General features: G+C 64.9%; 15 protein-coding genes. 10 read left to right on the top strand and 5 right to left on the bottom strand.

The features are described 5' to 3' along the window. Positions 1 to 48 precede the first annotated feature (48 nt). The 3 genes from V6M39_RS06280 to lysA all read left to right on the top strand — a co-directional run bounded on the left by V6M39_RS06280 (position 49) and on the right by lysA (position 3,749). Positions 49 to 432, top strand: a complete 384-nt coding sequence (locus V6M39_RS06280) for a response regulator transcription factor (protein WP_332642899.1) — start codon at positions 49 to 51, stop codon at positions 430 to 432. Between the two features lie 255 nt (positions 433 to 687). Continuing rightward, complete coding sequence (argS, locus tag V6M39_RS06275) at positions 688 to 2,352, top strand: arginine--tRNA ligase (RefSeq protein WP_332642897.1); 1,665 nt, start codon at positions 688 to 690, stop codon at positions 2,350 to 2,352. 2 nt (positions 2,353 to 2,354) lie between these two features. Beyond that, positions 2,355 to 3,749, top strand: coding sequence for a diaminopimelate decarboxylase (gene lysA / locus V6M39_RS06270; protein WP_332642896.1), 1,395 nt, complete (start codon positions 2,355 to 2,357; stop codon positions 3,747 to 3,749). 1 nt (position 3,750) lies between these two features. Here lysA and V6M39_RS06265 read toward each other — a convergent pair whose 3' ends face one another. The 4 genes from V6M39_RS06265 to V6M39_RS06250 form a co-directional block, all read right to left on the bottom strand. Continuing rightward, on the bottom strand, positions 3,751 to 4,860 hold the full coding sequence (locus V6M39_RS06265) for a phosphotransferase (RefSeq protein ID WP_332642895.1): 1,110 nt from the start codon (positions 4,858 to 4,860) through the stop codon (positions 3,751 to 3,753). Between the two features lie 61 nt (positions 4,861 to 4,921). Further along, positions 4,922 to 5,383, bottom strand: a complete 462-nt coding sequence (gene soxR, locus V6M39_RS06260; protein ID WP_332642894.1) for a redox-sensitive transcriptional activator SoxR — start codon at positions 5,381 to 5,383, stop codon at positions 4,922 to 4,924. A gap of 25 nt (positions 5,384 to 5,408) precedes the next feature. Further along, positions 5,409 to 5,723 carry an AzlD domain-containing protein gene (locus V6M39_RS06255; protein WP_332642893.1) on the bottom strand — a complete coding sequence of 105 codons (315 nt, stop codon included), beginning with the start codon at positions 5,721 to 5,723 and terminating at the stop codon, positions 5,409 to 5,411. After that, positions 5,720 to 6,415, bottom strand: a complete 696-nt coding sequence (locus V6M39_RS06250; RefSeq protein WP_332642892.1) for an AzlC family ABC transporter permease — start codon at positions 6,413 to 6,415, stop codon at positions 5,720 to 5,722. Before V6M39_RS06250 ends, V6M39_RS06255 begins: the two co-directional genes overlap by 4 nt. A gap of 100 nt (positions 6,416 to 6,515) precedes the next feature. Between V6M39_RS06250 and V6M39_RS06245 the strand changes: the two genes are divergently transcribed. After that, entirely contained in the window at positions 6,516 to 7,496 is a 981-nt protein-coding gene (locus V6M39_RS06245; RefSeq protein ID WP_332642891.1) for a zinc-binding dehydrogenase, read from the top strand. After that, complete coding sequence (locus V6M39_RS06240; protein ID WP_332642890.1) at positions 7,493 to 8,845, top strand: MFS transporter; 1,353 nt, start codon at positions 7,493 to 7,495, stop codon at positions 8,843 to 8,845. The genes V6M39_RS06245 and V6M39_RS06240 overlap by 4 nt, the downstream gene beginning before the upstream one ends. Before the next feature lie 8 nt (positions 8,846 to 8,853). On the opposite strand, the gene V6M39_RS06235 is transcribed toward V6M39_RS06240, so the two are convergent. Further along, positions 8,854 to 9,348: a hypothetical protein gene (locus V6M39_RS06235; RefSeq protein ID WP_332642889.1), complete on the bottom strand. Its 495-nt coding sequence runs from the start codon at positions 9,346 to 9,348 to the stop codon at positions 8,854 to 8,856. Between the two features lie 184 nt (positions 9,349 to 9,532). Between V6M39_RS06235 and V6M39_RS06230 the strand changes: the two genes are divergently transcribed. The 5 genes from V6M39_RS06230 to V6M39_RS06210 all read left to right on the top strand — a co-directional run bounded on the left by V6M39_RS06230 (position 9,533) and on the right by V6M39_RS06210 (position 15,518). Continuing rightward, a complete protein-coding gene (locus V6M39_RS06230; RefSeq protein ID WP_332642888.1) occupies positions 9,533 to 10,852 on the top strand; it encodes a homoserine dehydrogenase in 1,320 nt (439 codons plus the stop codon). Beyond that, complete coding sequence (gene thrC / locus V6M39_RS06225; protein ID WP_332642887.1) at positions 10,853 to 11,917, top strand: threonine synthase; 1,065 nt, start codon at positions 10,853 to 10,855, stop codon at positions 11,915 to 11,917. Beyond that, positions 11,914 to 12,789 carry a homoserine kinase gene (gene thrB, locus V6M39_RS06220; RefSeq protein WP_332642886.1) on the top strand — a complete coding sequence of 292 codons (876 nt, stop codon included), beginning with the start codon at positions 11,914 to 11,916 and terminating at the stop codon, positions 12,787 to 12,789. Before thrC ends, thrB begins: the two co-directional genes overlap by 4 nt. 363 nt (positions 12,790 to 13,152) lie before the next feature. Next, positions 13,153 to 14,946 (top strand): transcription termination factor Rho, encoded by a 1,794-nt coding sequence (gene rho, locus V6M39_RS06215; RefSeq protein WP_332642885.1) that lies wholly within the window; start codon positions 13,153 to 13,155, stop codon positions 14,944 to 14,946. 89 nt (positions 14,947 to 15,035) lie between these two features. Further along, positions 15,036 to 15,518, top strand: coding sequence for a glutathione peroxidase (locus V6M39_RS06210; RefSeq protein WP_332642884.1), 483 nt, complete (start codon positions 15,036 to 15,038; stop codon positions 15,516 to 15,518). The last annotated feature ends 134 nt before the right edge of the window (positions 15,519 to 15,652 follow it).

Below are 15,652 nucleotides of genomic sequence, written 5' to 3'. Positions count from 1 at the left end.
GGGCCAACTGCCGTGTGAGCCTATCGCACGGGGGCTACCGTGAATCCCGTGCCCAGAGTGCTCGTCGTCGACGACACCGCCTCGATTCGCTTCCTCATCCGGACCAACTTGGAGCTCGCCGGATTCGACGTCGACGAGGCGGTCGATGGCGTCGACTGCCTCGAGATCCTGAGTCGTACGGACGTGATGCCGGATGCCATCACCGTCGACGTGATGATGCCTCGAATGGACGGAGTGGCGACCGTCGCGGCGATCCGAGCCGATCCGAGAAGTGAGTCAATCGCGATCATCATGGTGTCAACGCAGGGCCACCCGGCGGCCATCCAACGTGGCATGGACGCCGGCGTCGATGCGTACATCACGAAGCCGTTCGATCCCGACTTCATGGTCAACACGGTCAGCGAAGTCATCGAGCGCCTCAAACATCCTTGAATGCGGCCCTTCTCGGACGTACGGTTTTCGTACACGGAGAGGAGGTGGTCCCAGGAATGAATAGCTCTTGGACATGTGAGGTGGCTGTCCGCTAGCCGCAAGGCTTACCGGCGGCGGCGCAAAACCCGCAGCCACCCGACCCGCAGGGAACCCGAGTAGTCCACTCGGCCCGCGCTCCTACTCCACGGAGGCGAGTGCAGCCCTGCGGGTCGTCCGCGTTTCAGGGGCAGCGCCTGTGGCCGATAGTCTTGACCGGTGACCCCCGAGCAGCTTTCCGCCGTGATCGTCGGTGCCCTTTCCTCGCTCAGCGAGGCGGGCACGATCGTGCTGCCCGATGGCGTCCCGAGCGAGGTGCTCGTCGAGCGTCCCAAGGTCCGTGAGCACGGCGACTACGCGACCAACATCGCGCTGCGACTGGCCAAGAACGCCGGTATGAATCCGCGCGACTTCGCGCAGCTGCTCGCCGACGAGCTGACCAACGCCGACGGCATCGCCAGCGCTGAGATCGCCGGTCCTGGCTTCCTCAACATTCGAGTCGCCGCAGGCGCTCAGGGTGCGCTGGCGCCGCAGATCGTCGCGGCTGGCGAGTCATACGGCACGAGCGACCTTTATGCAGGTCAGCGTGTCAATCTTGAGTTCGTCAGCGCCAACCCCACAGGTCCGATCCACATCGGTGGCGTCCGGTGGGCCGCTGTCGGCGACTCGCTGGGTCGCATCCTGGCCGCGATCGGCGCCGACGTGACGCGGGAGTACTACTTCAACGACCACGGCGTGCAGATCGACCGGTTCGCCCGCTCGTTGCTCGCCGATGCACGTGGAGAAGAAGCTCCCGAGGACGGCTATGGCGGGCAGTACATCTCCGACATCGCCGCAACTGTCATCGCGAAGCACCCCGGCGCGGCTTCACTGCCTGACGCCGATGCGCTCGAGACGTTCCGCGCCGAGGGCGTCGACCTGATGTTCACCGAGATCAAGAAGAGCCTGCACGAGTTTGGCGTCGACTTCGACGTCTACTTCCACGAGAACGACCTGCACGAGTCCGGCGCGGTCGACCGAGCGATCAAGCGGCTGCAGGAGCTCGGGATGATGTACGAGCAGGACAACGCGACCTGGTTGCGTACGTCCGACTTCGGCGACGACAAGGACCGCGTCGTCATCAAGTCCGACGGACAGCCCGCCTACATCTCCGGCGATCTCGCCTACTACCTCGACAAGCGTGAGCGTGGCTTCGACCGCTGCATCATCATGCTCGGTGCCGACCACCACGGTTACGTGTCGCGGATGCTCGCGATGTGCGCTGCTTTCGGAGACACCCCGAAGGTGAACCTCGAGCTCTTGATCGGCCAGCTGGTCAATCTCGTACGTGACGGCGAGCCGTTGCGGATGAGCAAGCGCGCCGGGACGGTCATCACGATGGAAGACCTCGTCGAGTCGATCGGCGTCGACGCGGCCCGCTACGCGCTGGCTCGCTACTCGATGGACTCGACGATCGACCTGGACCTTGACCTGTGGGCCAAACAGGACAGCGACAACCCGGTCTACTACGTCCAATATGCCCACGCACGGCTCTCGTCGATCATTCGCAATGCCGTCGACCTCGGCGTTGTCATCGATGAATCGAGCTTCAATCCTTCGTTGCTCGCTGTTGAGCAGGAGGGCGCGCTGCTGCGCTCGCTCGCCGACTACCCGAAGGTCGTCGCCCGAGCGGCTGAGCTGCGTGAACCGCATCGCGTCGCCCGCTACCTCGAGGACACGGCCGCGGCGTTCCACAAGTTCTACGATGTCGCCCACGTACTGCCCAAGGGTGACGAGGAGCCAACCGATCTCCACCGCGCACGGCTCATGCTGGTCGCCGCAACACGGCAGGTCATTGCCAATGGTCTCGGCCTGCTGGGTGTCTCCGCCCCGGAGAGGATGTAGCCATGCGGTCACACGAAGCGGGTGCCCTGCACGGTCAATCCGGCGATCGCGGACCGGCCTGGCTCCGTACTCCCGAAGACCCCAACGAGCTCGTCCCGCACCTGTGGGCGTCCAACGTCTCCAAGGTCAACGGTGTCCTGACCGTTGCCGGCGAGTCCGCGACGGACCTTGCTGCGGAGTTCGGTACGCCGACCTACATCGTCGACGAGGACGACTTCCGACGTCGCGCGCGCAGCTTCAAGGAAGCCTTCCCCGACGCTGACGTGTTCTATGCCGGCAAGGCATTCCTGTGTGTCGCTGCTGCTCGGTGGATCGCTGAGGAGGGTCTCAACCTCGACGTGTGCACGGGCGGCGAGCTTGCTGTAGCGATCAGGGCCGAATTCCCGCCGGAGCGCATTGGTCTGCACGGCAACAACAAGTCGGTCACTGAGCTGCGACGTGCGCTCGAGATCGGTGTCGGCCGCATCATCATCGACTCGGTCGAAGAGATTGAGCGAATTGGTGCGCTGGCGGCTGAGCTGGGTGTGACGGCTCCCGTCATGATCCGTGTGACGGCCGGAGTCGAGGCACATACGCACGAATACATCTCGACATCGCACGAGGACCAGAAGTTTGGCTTCTCCATCTCCGGTGGTGACGCACTCGACGCCGTACGTCGGGTGCTCGCCGATCCCGGCCTCAAGCTGCTCGGACTGCACTCCCACATCGGCTCGCAGATCTTCGTGACGGACGGTTTCGAGGTTGCGGCCCGTCGCGTACTCCGCCTGCACGCCCAGATTCAGAAGGAGCTCGGTGTCGCACTGCCGGAGTTCGACCTGGGCGGCGGCTTCGGCATCGCCTACACGACGCAGGACGATCCTTCGACTCCCGAGGACCTCGCCCGCGGCATGCTCAAGATCGTCGACGACGAGTGCGCTGCAATGGGCATTGAGGTGCCTCAGCTCTCGATCGAGCCAGGTCGGGCCATCGCCGGACCCTCGACGTTCACGCTGTACGAGGTCGGCACGACCAAGACAGTTGCTCTCGACGGCGGGGCGTCGCGTCGCTACGTGTCGGTCGACGGTGGCATGAGCGACAACATCCGTCCTGCGCTCTACAGCGCCGACTACTCCTGCACCCTCGCCTCACGTGGGTCGGATGCGCCGGCAGTTCTGAGCCGCGTCGTCGGCAAGCACTGCGAGTCGGGCGACATTGTCGTCAAGGACGAGTTCCTTCCCGGTGACGTCAAGGCTGGTGATCTGCTCGCCGTTCCCGGCACCGGTGCGTACTGCCGATCGTTGGCCAGCAACTACAACCACGTGCCCCGGGCTGCCGTCGTCGCCGTACGTGACGGTGAAGCCCGCGTGATCGTGCGCCGCGAGACCGAGGACGACCTGCTCGCCCTCGACCTCGGCTGAATCACAACCCGAGGTCGTCCAGCACGTACTTCAGGACGGTCGATCGCGCTCGTACGCTGGCCTCGACTGCCGTTGGTTCGTCACCGAGTCGCTCAAGCGGCACCGATGAGATGCCGTGGGCGATGGCCAGCTGGATCGTGTGGGCACGCTCGAGCTCGGCTTCGCCGATCTCAACACCTGACTCAGCGAGCCCCTCTCGATAGCCGACGAGCGAGACGTCCTGGATGTCGCGGAACGTCGAGGCATCGGAGCGATCAAGGTCGATCTCGCTGTAGACCAGCTGGCTCAGGTCGAAGCCGAGCGCTGATCGGCACCAGAATCCCCAGTCGATGACACAGAATCCGTCCGGAATGACCAAGAGGTTCTGCGGTGCCGCGTCTCCGTGCGCGTTGAGCAGCGGTAGCTTCTCGATCTCATCGATGAGTTCAGGGGCGGCCGCGATCAGCGACATGAGGCGTCCTCGCAGAGCTTCATCGAAATGGGCCGCGACAGCCGGGTGGTGCCAGACCCCGCCCTCTTCGTAGGTGCTGATGAACTGGTCGCTCAGCCGCTTCTCGAAGTAGATGCGGGCCTGCTGCGGCCCGGCAGGGTGTGTGAGCTCCGGTTCCATTGCGGCCACCTCGGCTGAGCCGGCAAAGCGGCCGAGCATGGCTGCCGCGCCGCGATATCGATCGAGGTCCCACGGGCTTTCGTCGTGCTCGACGGCGTCGAGCCACAGGGCGCAAGATTCGTCGTCAACCTCCGCAACTCGATAGGCCCGGGGGATGCGCATTCCGCTCGGCACTCGGATCGACAGGTCGCTACGGTAGGCATTCGGCTCAATGTGCCAGGGGAGTGCGGCCGCGATCATCTCGTGGAACTGAGGGGGGATGTCAGCCATCGCGGGCGATCGGAGCGCGGACTGCACCACCTTGACGAACAGTCGGAACGGTATGTCTGCGCCGTCCTGTCGAGCTGTTCCGCTGACCCACCAACGTTCGCCAGTGGTCAGGGTCGTCAGTCCGTAGTCGACATCCTCGACCTGTGATTCAGAGATGCTGTCAGCGGCCAGCATCTCGGCCAGCGTCTCGTCGTCGACATCGACGGGCCCGAGCGCATCTCTGCCGGTCATCGCTCCTCCTCGAACCCCTGTCCCAGAAGGTAGAGGGCTGAGTGGTCGTACGTCGAGAGGTTCAGCCGACGCGGCGCACAAGTCTCTGGGCGCCTGAACCGTTGCCGCCCAGTCCGTCATCAGAGTTGTAGAGCGCGCAGCTCTTGAGCGAAAGGCACCCGCAGCCGATGCATCCGTCCAATGTGTCCCTCAATCGCTCGAGCTGGTCGATCCGGGCGTCGAGCTCAGGGCGCCAGCGTGCTGAGAGGCGAGCCCAGTCGGCTTTGGTGGGTGTCCGTGCGCTGGGGAGCGACGACAGCGCACGGTCGATCTGGGCGAGGGAGATGCCGAGGCTCTGCGAGACGCGTATGAACGCAATGCGCCGGAGCACGTCACGGTGATAGCGGCGTTGGTTGCCAGCCGTTCGGCGACTGGTGATCAGGCCTTCGCGCTCGTAGAAGTGGAGGGCTGAGACGGCGACGCCGGCTCGTTCGGCTGTCTCGCCGGGTGTCAGCTCGCGATGGCGCAGGGAAGCGTTGCTCATGACCTGAAGGGTACTTGAGGTCTGCTCAACCGAAGAAGCGAATCGCTGCGGTCACGCCTGCTGCGACGAGAACTGCTGTGAGTACGCCCGCGCGGGCCCAGATCATCAGAGCCCCGCCGACGACGACTCCCACGAAGTCGGCTCCGACATGCAGCCGGTCGCCCTCGGCGAGGATGCTCGTGACGACCAGTGCGGCGAGGAGAGCTGGAGCCATGAGCATGATGACGCCGTTGATGCGAGGCGACAGCTCGCGACCACCCATCACGACTGGGCCGAACCCCTTGATGAGGGCCGTGACCACGGTCGCGCCCGCGATGGTCCACCAGATCGTGCTCGTCATGCGGTCTTCCTGTTCTGGCGAAGACCCCACAGTGCGACCAGGCTCGCGGCCAGCACGGGCACACCAGCCGGCGTGACCTCGACCAACGCGAGGGCGACGACGGACCCAGCGAGGGCAATGCTCGCCGCGCGACGGTTCTTGATCTCGGAGATCAACAGAGCGAGGAAGAACATTGGGTAGATCGCGTCGAGACCGAACCGTGAGGTGTCGCCGAGCAGGTCGCCGCCAAAAGCCCCGAGCGTGGTCCCGGTGACCCAGCAGACGTACTGCGGAGCGGTCGAGCCGAACAGGAACCAACGGTCGAAGGTGCCGTCCCCGCGACTGGCCATCGCCCACGAGGCGTCGACGACCGTCTGCCCCTGGGCGGCTCGGAGGGCCGGGGGACCGGGCAACGACGGACCGAGGGCAATGCCCATGGGGAGGAATCGTGAGTTCATGAGCGCCGCGGCGGCAACCGCCGCTCCGGCTGTCCCCCCGCCGACCAGGATCGCGACGGCAGTGAATTGGGCCGAACCTGCAAAGACGATGGCGGACATGATGATGGCGGCCGCGACCGAGAAGCCAGCATCTCGAGCGATGACACCGAACGACGCAGACAGCAGGAGTCCTACGGCGGCGTACGGAATGCCAGCTCTGGCACCCGCAACGAACGAGGCGCGGTGATCCTCGGCGCGGGATTCAGGGCTCGTCACGAATCCAGCCTGCCACCCTCGACCCACCGCTCGCGTGGCGGGCTTGACCTCAACCGAAGTTGAGGTTGTGGAGTTTGTTCCACAACCAACGAGGAGAAGCATGCACGCGATCAGGCAGTACGAGCTCGGCGGACCCGAGGTGCTCCGCTACGAGGAGGTCAAGGACCTCGAGCCCGGTGAAGGTCAGGTGCTCATCGCCGTGCTGGCGTGTGGTGTCCACTTCATCGACACCTCATTGCGCGCTGGCTTCACCAGTGCATTGCACAAGCCGCTCGAGCTGCCGATGACACCCGGGCGCGAGGTCGCTGGAGTCATCGAAGCCGTGGGCAAGGGCGTCGATGAGTCCTGGCTGGGTGAGCGCGTCGTGGCACACCTTGGGATGGCCAGCGGCGGATACGCCGAGCAGGCGATCGCCGAGGTCAACAGTCTTCACGAGATCCCGAGCGGGCTGTCGTACGCCATCGCAGTTGCCGCTATCGGAACTGGAAGGACGGCAGCGGGCATCCTCGACCAGGCGCCGATCCACGCAGACGACATCGTGCTGATCACGTCGGCGGCCGGTGGCCTCGGGGTCCTGTTGATTCAGGCCGTCAACGAGGCTGGTGCGACCTCGATCGCCCTGGCCGGCAATGCCGACAAGGTTTCGATCGCCCGTGGGCAGGGAGCCGCGATGGCCGTCGACTACCGCATCGACGGCTGGGACGAGATCGTTCGCCGCAAGCTCGGTGGCGACCTGGTGACGCTGGTCTTCGACGGCGTCGGTGGCAGGGCAGCAGACGAGGCGTTCGGCCTGCTCGCGCCCGGCGGACGGATGATGCAGTACGGCTGGCACTCCGATGAGCCCACCACGTACGACGACCCTAGGCGGACCGTGAGCATGATGCTCGGCCCGCAGCTGATGGCGCGCCCTGGCGGGCTGCGCTCGCTGGAGGAAGAGGCGCTCGGGAAGGCGGCCGACGGTTCGCGGGTGCCGCTGGTCGGATCGCAGTACGCGCTCTCCGACGCGGCTGCCGCGCACCTCGACCTGGTCGAACGACGCACCCACGGCAAGGTCGTCCTCGTACCGGACGCGCGGCTGTGACGATCGAGGTTCAGCCGCGTGAACGCCTGTGGCTTGGCCCGTACGGACGAGTTGTCGCGGGGATCTTCGCCTTGGCGTTCCTCATTGCGTTCGAGTCGCTGGCGGTCGCCACGGTCATGCCGGTCGTCGCGAAGGACCTTGATGGATTGAGTCTGTACGCGCTCGCCTTCGCAGCGCCCACTGCGATCGCTGTCATCACGATGGCGATCGGGGGTCCGATGATCGATCGCCAAGGTCCTGGCCCGGGTCTGCTTACGGGAGTGGGCATTTTCGTGCTGGGGCTTGTGATTGCCGGATCAGCGCCGAACATGGAGGTGTTCCTCCTGGGTCGTTGCGTCCAGGGCCTGGGCAGCGGCTTCGTGGGCGTCGGACTCTATGTCGTCATCGGCAGCGTATTTCCCGACGAGATGCGTGCCCGTGTCTGGACCGTGATGACGAGTGCGTGGCTCCTGCCGGGGCTGGTCGGACCGGTGATCGCTGGATTCATCGCCGATCAGGTTGGCTGGCGCTGGGTGTTCCTCAGTGTTCCTGTGATCGCGGTCGGCTCCGTGGCGTTGTTCTGGGATGCCGTCCGGCGCGTCAAAGGCGATCACAGCGTCAAAAACGATCACCGACGTGTCTGGTGGGCCGCGTTGACCGCGACCGGCATCCTCGGCGTGAGCGTCGCGGGTCAGCGCGGGTTCGCGCTGTGGCCTGCCTTGTTGGTCGCCGGGTTCGCACTGACGTTTGTGTACGGTCCCCGGCTCCTTCCCAGCGGCACGTGGCGGGGGCGTCGAGGCTTGCCGAGTGTCATCGCTGCGCGGAGCTTGCTGAGCGCGGCCTTCTTCGGGGCCGAGACGTACGTCCCGCTTTCACTCGTCGAGCATCGTGGACTGAGCGTTTCCCAGGCGGGTCTTCTTCTGACCAGTGCCGCCGTGTTGTGGTTCACCGGCTCGTGGATGGCTGCCAACGTACCCGCACTCTCGTCCAAGGTGCTGAGGGTCAGGGTCGGCGCGGTATGCGTGCTGGTCGGCACGACTGCCGGGGCATTGAGCCTGGTCGATACTGTGCCAGTTGTCTTGATCGCGGCGATCTGGAGCATCGCCGGGCTCGGGATGGGCATGGCAGCGTCGACGCTCGGGGTCTTGCTGCTCGATCACTCGGCGCCTGGTCAGCAGGGCGTCAACAGCGCTGCCATGCAGACCAGCGATGCGGCGGTTCAGTCGCTCGTGCTGGCAATCGGCAGCGTGGTTTTCGCAATCATGCTCACGACTCATGCGATGACCGGCTACGTACTGGTATTCGTGTTGGCCATGCTCACGGCGGCAGTCGCAGTGGCCGTCTCAACTCGCTTGGAATCTCACGCCTGAGTTGGTGCTCAACCAGTGCAGACGACGACTTGGTAGAGCTTCGTGGCGGTACTGGTGCTCGCCCTGACTCCGTCGACCGTGATGGTGCAGGTCGCATACGTTGAGCCCTCGCTGACCTGCACGTATGCCTGCGCGACGGCTCGTGGACCACGCAGGTTGTAGGTCTTCGAGGTCTGGCGATTGGCCACGCGCACGGGGGTGTCACCGTGCTTGGTCCGGTACCGATACTTCATCGGACCATCGGAGGTCAGGGTGATGACCACGTTGTGAACGGTGGTGCCCGTGCCCGCGTACTTGAGTGGATCGCCGGTGACCGTGATTCCACCATCGCCGTCGAAGAACTCCTCGAAGCCCTCGGGCACCTCATCGCGAGGCGGTTGGATCGGCTGGAGGCTCACGTTCGGCGCGGTGGGACCCGCCGCGGTGGGCTCGTCGTCGTCGTTCTCCACAAACATCATGTACGCGCCGACGAGCAGGAGGATCGTCCCGAGGACCGTCGCCACAACAGCGATTCTTTGTCCTCGACGTCGAGAGTGGCGCATGAACCTTCTTAACACGGTGTTGGGGTCGAACTTCCTTTCGAGACAACGACTGGGAACCGGTGGAGTTATCCAGATCGCGCGACGCTGCATGTCCATCTATTCGGGGAGTGCCGCGCCGAAACTCATGCGCCGATACCCTTGACCAGTGAGCGCCTCATCGTGGTCTGCCGGCCGCCCACTTCGCGTTGCCCTGCTGGGCTGCGGCGTCGTGGGCAGCGAAGTCGCGCGCCTGCTGACCCGTGACGCAGAAGAGTTGGCGCAGCGCGTCGGCGCCCCGCTCGAGCTGGCCGGCATTGCCGTACGTCGGCTCGGTCGCGAGCGCGACCTCGACGTCTCGCCTGACCTGTTCACCACAGACGCCGCTGGACTGGTGAGCAGAGGCGACATCGACGTGGTCATCGAGGTGATCGGTGGCATCGAGCCCGCTCGTGAGCTGATCCTGTCGGCGCTCGAGAACGGCGCGTCCGTCGTGACGGCCAACAAAGCGCTCCTTGCCGAGGACGGCGCAACGCTGTTCGAGGCGGCTGAGAAGGCCGAGCGCGACCTGTACTTCGAAGCCGCTGTTGCGGGTGCCATTCCGATCGTGCGTCCGCTGCGCGAGTCGCTCGCCGGCGACTCGGTCGAGCGCGTACTCGGCATCGTCAACGGCACCACCAACTTCATCCTCGATGCCATGACCACCAATGGCACGGGATTCTCAGAGGCACTCGATGAGGCGCAGCGACTCGGCTACGCCGAGGCGGACCCGACTGCTGACATCGAGGGATTCGATGCGGCCGCCAAGGCAGCGATCCTGTCGGGACTCGCGTTCCACACGCGGATGACCCTTGGGGACGTCCACCGTGAAGGCATCACCGAAGTCAGCGCTGCCGACATTCGCTCGGCGAGCGAAATGGGTTGCGTCGTCAAGCTGCTGGCGATCTGCGAGAAGCGAGACACCCCGGACGGCCCCGCAGTCTCGGCACGGGTGCACCCGGCAATGATCCCGCTCTCGCACCCGCTGGCCAGCGTCCGTGGTGCGTACAACGCGGTGTTTGTCGAGAGCGAGTCGGCAGGTCAGCTGATGTTCTACGGTCCGGGTGCCGGCGGTGCGCCGACGGCGAGTGCCGTGCTCGGCGACGTCGTCTCAGTCGCCCGCAACCGTCGCAACGACGTCTTTGGTCCGGGTGAGTCGACCCATGCGCAGCTCGAAGTGCTCGACATCGGCCGAGCTCGTACGCGCTACCACGTTGCGATCGATGTCGACGACCGTCCGGGCGTGCTCGCTGCGGTGGCTCACGCCTTCGCCGAGTTCGACGTGTCGATCCGGACGGTGCGTCAAGAGGGCTCCGGTCTCGATGCACAACTCGTGATCGTGACCCACGAAGCCGACGACGCTGCGCTGTCGGCGACGGTCGCTGCGCTGCGTGAGATGGACATGGTGCGCGACGTTTCATCTGTCATGCGCGTCGAGGGAGGGTTCTGAATGGCTCACTTGTGGCGTGGCGTCATCGAGGAATACCGCGAGTGGCTTCCGGTCACCGCCGACACCCCGGTCATCACCCTGCGCGAAGGCGGAACACCGCTGGTGCACTCGGCCTGGCTGTCAGGTCTGGTGCACGGCGACGTATGGCTCAAGGTCGAGGGCGACAACCCCACCGGGTCTTTCAAGGATCGCGGTATGACGCTGGCTCTCTCGGTTGCCGTCGGCGAAGGCGCCAAGGCCGTCGTGTGCGCCTCGACCGGCAACACCTCGGCATCGATGGCTGCCTATGCCGCTCGAGCCGGCATCACTCCGATTGTCCTGGTTCCGCACGGCAAGATCGCCGCAGGCAAGATGGCGCAGGCGGTCATGCACGGTGCAGAGATCATCCAGGTCAAGGGTGGTTTCGACGAGTGTCTGCAGCTCTCCCGAGGACTTGCCGACAAGTACCCCGTCGCGCTGGTCAACTCGGTCAACCCCGTACGTCTCCAGGGGCAGAAGACTGCCGCATTCGAGATCATTGACGCGCTCGGCGCGACGCCTGACATGCACGTGCTGCCCGTCGGCAACGCCGGCAACATCTCTGCCTACTGGATCGGCTATCGCGAGTACGCCGATGCCGGCATGTCGACCAAGACTCCGCTGATGTGGGGCTTTCAGGCGCAGGGTGCCGACCCAATCGTGCAGGGCGCCCCGATCCAGCACCCCGAGACTCTGGCGACCGCCATTCGCATCGGCAATCCAGCCTCGTGGCACCTCGCCACGGCTGCGCGGGACGAGTCGGGTGGACGTATCGACTCAGTCAGTGACGAGCAGATCCTTCAGGCGCAGCGTGACCTCGCCTCGCACGACGGCGTGTTCGTCGAGCCTGCATCAGCTGCAGGCGTCGCCGGACTCGTTGCTGCAGCCTCCGCCGGTCAGGTCGAGTCCGGGCTGACGATTGCCGTCACCGTCACCGGCCATGGCCTGAAGGATGTCGACACCGCACTCACGGGCATCGGCTCGATCGTTGACGCCGTCATCGAGGCCGACGTCGACGCCGCGGCTGCCGCTGCGGGTCTCGCGTGAGCTTCGTCGCCGGTCCGGTCACCGTACGTACCCCGGCTTCCAGTGCCAACCTCGGTCCAGGCTTCGACGCACTCGGGCTTGCCCTCTCGTTGTACGACGACGTCACGGCTGAGGTGCTGCCGTTCGGCCTCGAGATCGAGGTGGCCGGCGAGGGCAGCGAAGGTGTTCCGAAGGACGAAAAGCATCTGATCGTGCGAGCGATGCATGCCGCGTTCGATGCGCTGGGAGAGCGCCCTCCCGGCCTTCGACTCACCTGCGTCAATGCGATCCCGCACGGTCGCGGGCTGGGTTCGTCGGCTGCCGCGATCGTCGCGGGCATCTCGCTCGCCAATGCTCTGTTCGACGGAGATGGACTCGACGGCGTGGCGGCGTTCCAGCTCGCGGCCGATCTTGAAGGTCATCCCGACAATGTTGCTGCGGCGATGTTCGGTGGGCTGACGATCGCCTGGCTCGACGATGGAGCGGCGCAGGTCGAAAGACTCGACTCGAGTGTCCAGGTGACAGCGTTCGTCCCGCCCGAAGCCGTGTCGACCGAGAAGGCACGCGGGTTGCTGCCTGCGACGGTTCCCCACGCCGATGCTGCGGCCAACGCTGGTCGCGCTGCCCTGCTCGTACGCGCTCTTACTGATGCACCACGTGTGCTGCTCGCGGCGACTGAGGACCGGCTCCATCAGTCGTTCCGAGCGAGCGCGATGCCGGAGTCGTACGAGCTGATGTCGAGCCTGCGCGCGGACGGTATTGCCGCCACGATCTCGGGTGCCGGACCTACTGTTCTGGCCTTTTCGCGAGGGCTTGGCGACCGCCTCCCTGGCGGCTGGACCCTCCACGAGCTGGACGTTGATCTTGAGGGCGCACACGTCGTTGTGACATGAACCATGCGGGAATGCTGGGCGACCTAAGGGTGTCCCTCCCCATTCACGCCCGGCGTGCGCGGCCCCGCATCTCGACCGGTGGCGTTCTCGTCCTTCGCAGCACTACCCGGTGCGCCTCAGTCCGCCCCCTACTCGCTGCGCTCGTGGGGGGACCCCCAGGCCTTGCCGGACCGAGCGCGGATGCCACGCTCGCTGTTCGACCGTCAATGGGGAGGGACGCCCTTGGTGTTATGGTGGAAAGGTCGGAGTCGAGTTCATACTCCCCGGCAAGCCATTTAAGAAGCCCGTCGGATACGGGCAAGCCTTTTATGTGATCTGGAATCTCCAGTTACTTGGCCAGTGGCCTCATTCAAAGGAACCTACGTGACAGAAACATCCACGACACCTGACCCCATCGCTGTTGACACAGCTACCGAGACCCCCAAGAAGTCCGGGGGAGGACTGGGCGGCAAGGTGCTCGCCGAGCTGCAGGACATCGCCGGCGGACTCGGAATCGACGGTGCGCCTGGTATGCGCAAGGGCGCCCTCATCGACGCCATCAAGACAGCTCGCGGCGAGAACGCCCCAGCCAACGTTGACAAGGCAGATGCTCCGGCCAAGTCCGAGAAGGCAGACGCCCCGGCCAAGTCCGAGAAGGCAGACGCCCCGGTCAAGTCCGAGAAGAACGACGTCAAGAGCGATGCTGCTGAGGGCGATGCCCCCAGCAAGAGCGATGAGTCCAAGGACGACGCGAACGACGACGGCGGCAACCAGAACAACAACCGCAACCGCAATCGCAACCAGAACACTGGCAACAACCAGGGTGGTGGCGGCAACCAGCAGAACCGCAACCAGAACAACCAAGGCGGCGGCAACCAGCAGAACCGCAACCAGCAGAACCAGAATCAGAACCGCAACCAGGGCCCCGAGGACGAGGACGATGAGTTCGGTGGAGGCCGTCGTCGCAACCGTCGCGGACGCAACCGCAATGGCGGACGTGGCGGCATGGAGGCCGAGCCGACCTTCACCGAGGACGACATCCTCGTACCCGCTGCCGGCATCCTCGACATCCTCGACAACTACGCGTTCGTCCGTACGACGGGCTACCTGCCGAGCGAGAACGACGTCTACGTCTCGCTGACGATGGTCCGCAAGTGGGGACTCCGTCGCGGCGACGCCGTCATCGGCCAGGTGCGCCAGCCCCGCGAGGGAGAGCGCAAGGAAAAGTTCAACCCGATGGTCAAGATCGACTCGGTCAACGGGATGACGCTCGACGACAGCAACAAGCGCGTCGAGTTCGCCAAGCTCACCCCGCTCTACCCGTCGGAGCGCCTGCGCCTCGAGGGTGAGGCCGGCGGTATCACCGGTCGCGTCGTCGACCTGGTTGCCCCGATCGGCAAGGGTCAGCGCGGTCTGATCGTCTCGCCGCCCAAGGCCGGCAAGACGATGATCATGCAGCAGGTGGCCAACGCGATTACCGAGAACAACCCCGAGGTCCACCTGATGATCGTCCTCGTCGACGAACGTCCGGAGGAGGTCACCGACTTCCAGCGGACCGTCAAGGGTGAGGTCATCGCCTCGACGTTCGATCGTCCGGCGACGGATCACACGATGGTTGCCGAGCTCGCGATCGAGCGCGCCAAGCGTCTCGTCGAGCTGGGTCACGACGTCGTGCTGCTGCTTGACGGCATCACGCGTCTTGGTCGTGCCTACAACCTCGCTGCTCCGACCAGCGGACGCATCATGTCGGGCGGTGTCGACTCGTCGGCGCTCTACCCGCCCAAGAAGTTCTTCGGCGCTGCCCGCAACATCGAGGACGGCGGTTCGCTGACGATCCTCGCCACGGCGCTGGTCGAGACCGGTTCGCGTATGGACGAGGTCATCTTCGAAGAGTTCAAGGGCACCGGCAACTGGGAGCTCCGCCTGCGTCGCGACTTCGCGGACAAGCGCATCTTCCCGGCTATCGACGTGGACGCCTCGAGCACTCGTCGGGAAGAACTGCTCATGGGCAAGGACGAGCTCGCAGTCGTATGGAAGCTGCGCCGGGTTCTTTCGGGCCTCGAGGGTCAGCAGGGCCTCGAGCTCATCCTCGACAAGCTCAAGAAGACCGACAGCAACGTCGAGTTCCTGATGCAGATCAACAAGACGCTGCCGCAGGACACCAACAACGGCAGCTGAGTCATTCGCGAAGCCCGGTGCCCTGAGGGGTGCCGGGCTTCGTGCTGTCCGAGTGAGCGGTAGTTGAACGGCGCACTAGTCTTGGTGCCATGACAACTGCGCATGACTTCTCTGCCACAGCCATTGATGGCACCGAGCAGCTTCTGTCCGACTACAAGGGCAAGGTTCTCCTGGTCGTCAACACGGCGACGAATTGTGGGTTGACCCCGCAGTTCAAGGGCCTCGAGCGAATCTACGAGGAGTACGTCGATCGTGGCCTCGTCGTACTCGGCTTTCCGTGCGATCAGTTCGGCGGCCAGAACCCCGGCGACGACGCTGAGACCGCGACGTTCTGTGAGAAGAACTATGGCGTGACGTTCCCGCTGTTCTCCGAGATCGAGGTCAACGGCAAAGGCGCCCACCCGCTCTACAAGTGGCTCAAGTCTGAGAAGAGCGGCCTCGGCGGGAGCAAGATCAAGTGGAACTTCACCAAGTTCCTGATCGACGCCGAGGGCAATGTCGTCAAGCGCTACAGCTCGACGACGGCCCCCGGCAAGATCAAGGAAGACATCGAAGCCCTCCTGCCTGAGTAGCCCAGGGAATTGCTCGACCCGGATTCGCGTTACACCTGTGCCAACTGGCACAATTGACCCTTGGTACTGGTTCACGGATCGCATTCAGCGAGACGACCCAGTCGCCGCGAGAGGACACCATGAAGCAAGGCATT

The sequence above is a fragment of the Aeromicrobium sp. genome (genome assembly GCF_036675695.1).
Taxonomy (GTDB): Bacteria; Actinomycetota; Actinomycetes; order Propionibacteriales; family Nocardioidaceae; genus Aeromicrobium.
This window is presented reverse-complemented; position numbering and strand designations above follow the sequence as displayed.

What these genes read in the sequence shown, in the direction of transcription:
- lysA (WP_332642896.1), top strand. Translation starts at nt 2,355, where the DNA reads ATGCGGTCACACGAAGCGGGTGCCCTGCACGGTCAATCCGGCGATCGC.
- thrC (WP_332642887.1), top strand. Translation starts at nt 10,853, where the DNA reads ATGGCTCACTTGTGGCGTGGCGTCATCGAGGAATACCGCGAGTGGCTT.
- V6M39_RS06210 (WP_332642884.1), top strand. Translation starts at nt 15,036, where the DNA reads ATGACAACTGCGCATGACTTCTCTGCCACAGCCATTGATGGCACCGAG.
- V6M39_RS06245 (WP_332642891.1), top strand. Translation starts at nt 6,516, where the DNA reads ATGCACGCGATCAGGCAGTACGAGCTCGGCGGACCCGAGGTGCTCCGC.
- soxR (WP_332642894.1), bottom strand. Translation starts at nt 5,383, where the DNA reads ATGAGCAACGCTTCCCTGCGCCATCGCGAGCTGACACCCGGCGAGACA.
- V6M39_RS06255 (WP_332642893.1), bottom strand. Translation starts at nt 5,723, where the DNA reads ATGACGAGCACGATCTGGTGGACCATCGCGGGCGCGACCGTGGTCACG.
- V6M39_RS06265 (WP_332642895.1), bottom strand. Translation starts at nt 4,860, where the DNA reads ATGACCGGCAGAGATGCGCTCGGGCCCGTCGATGTCGACGACGAGACG.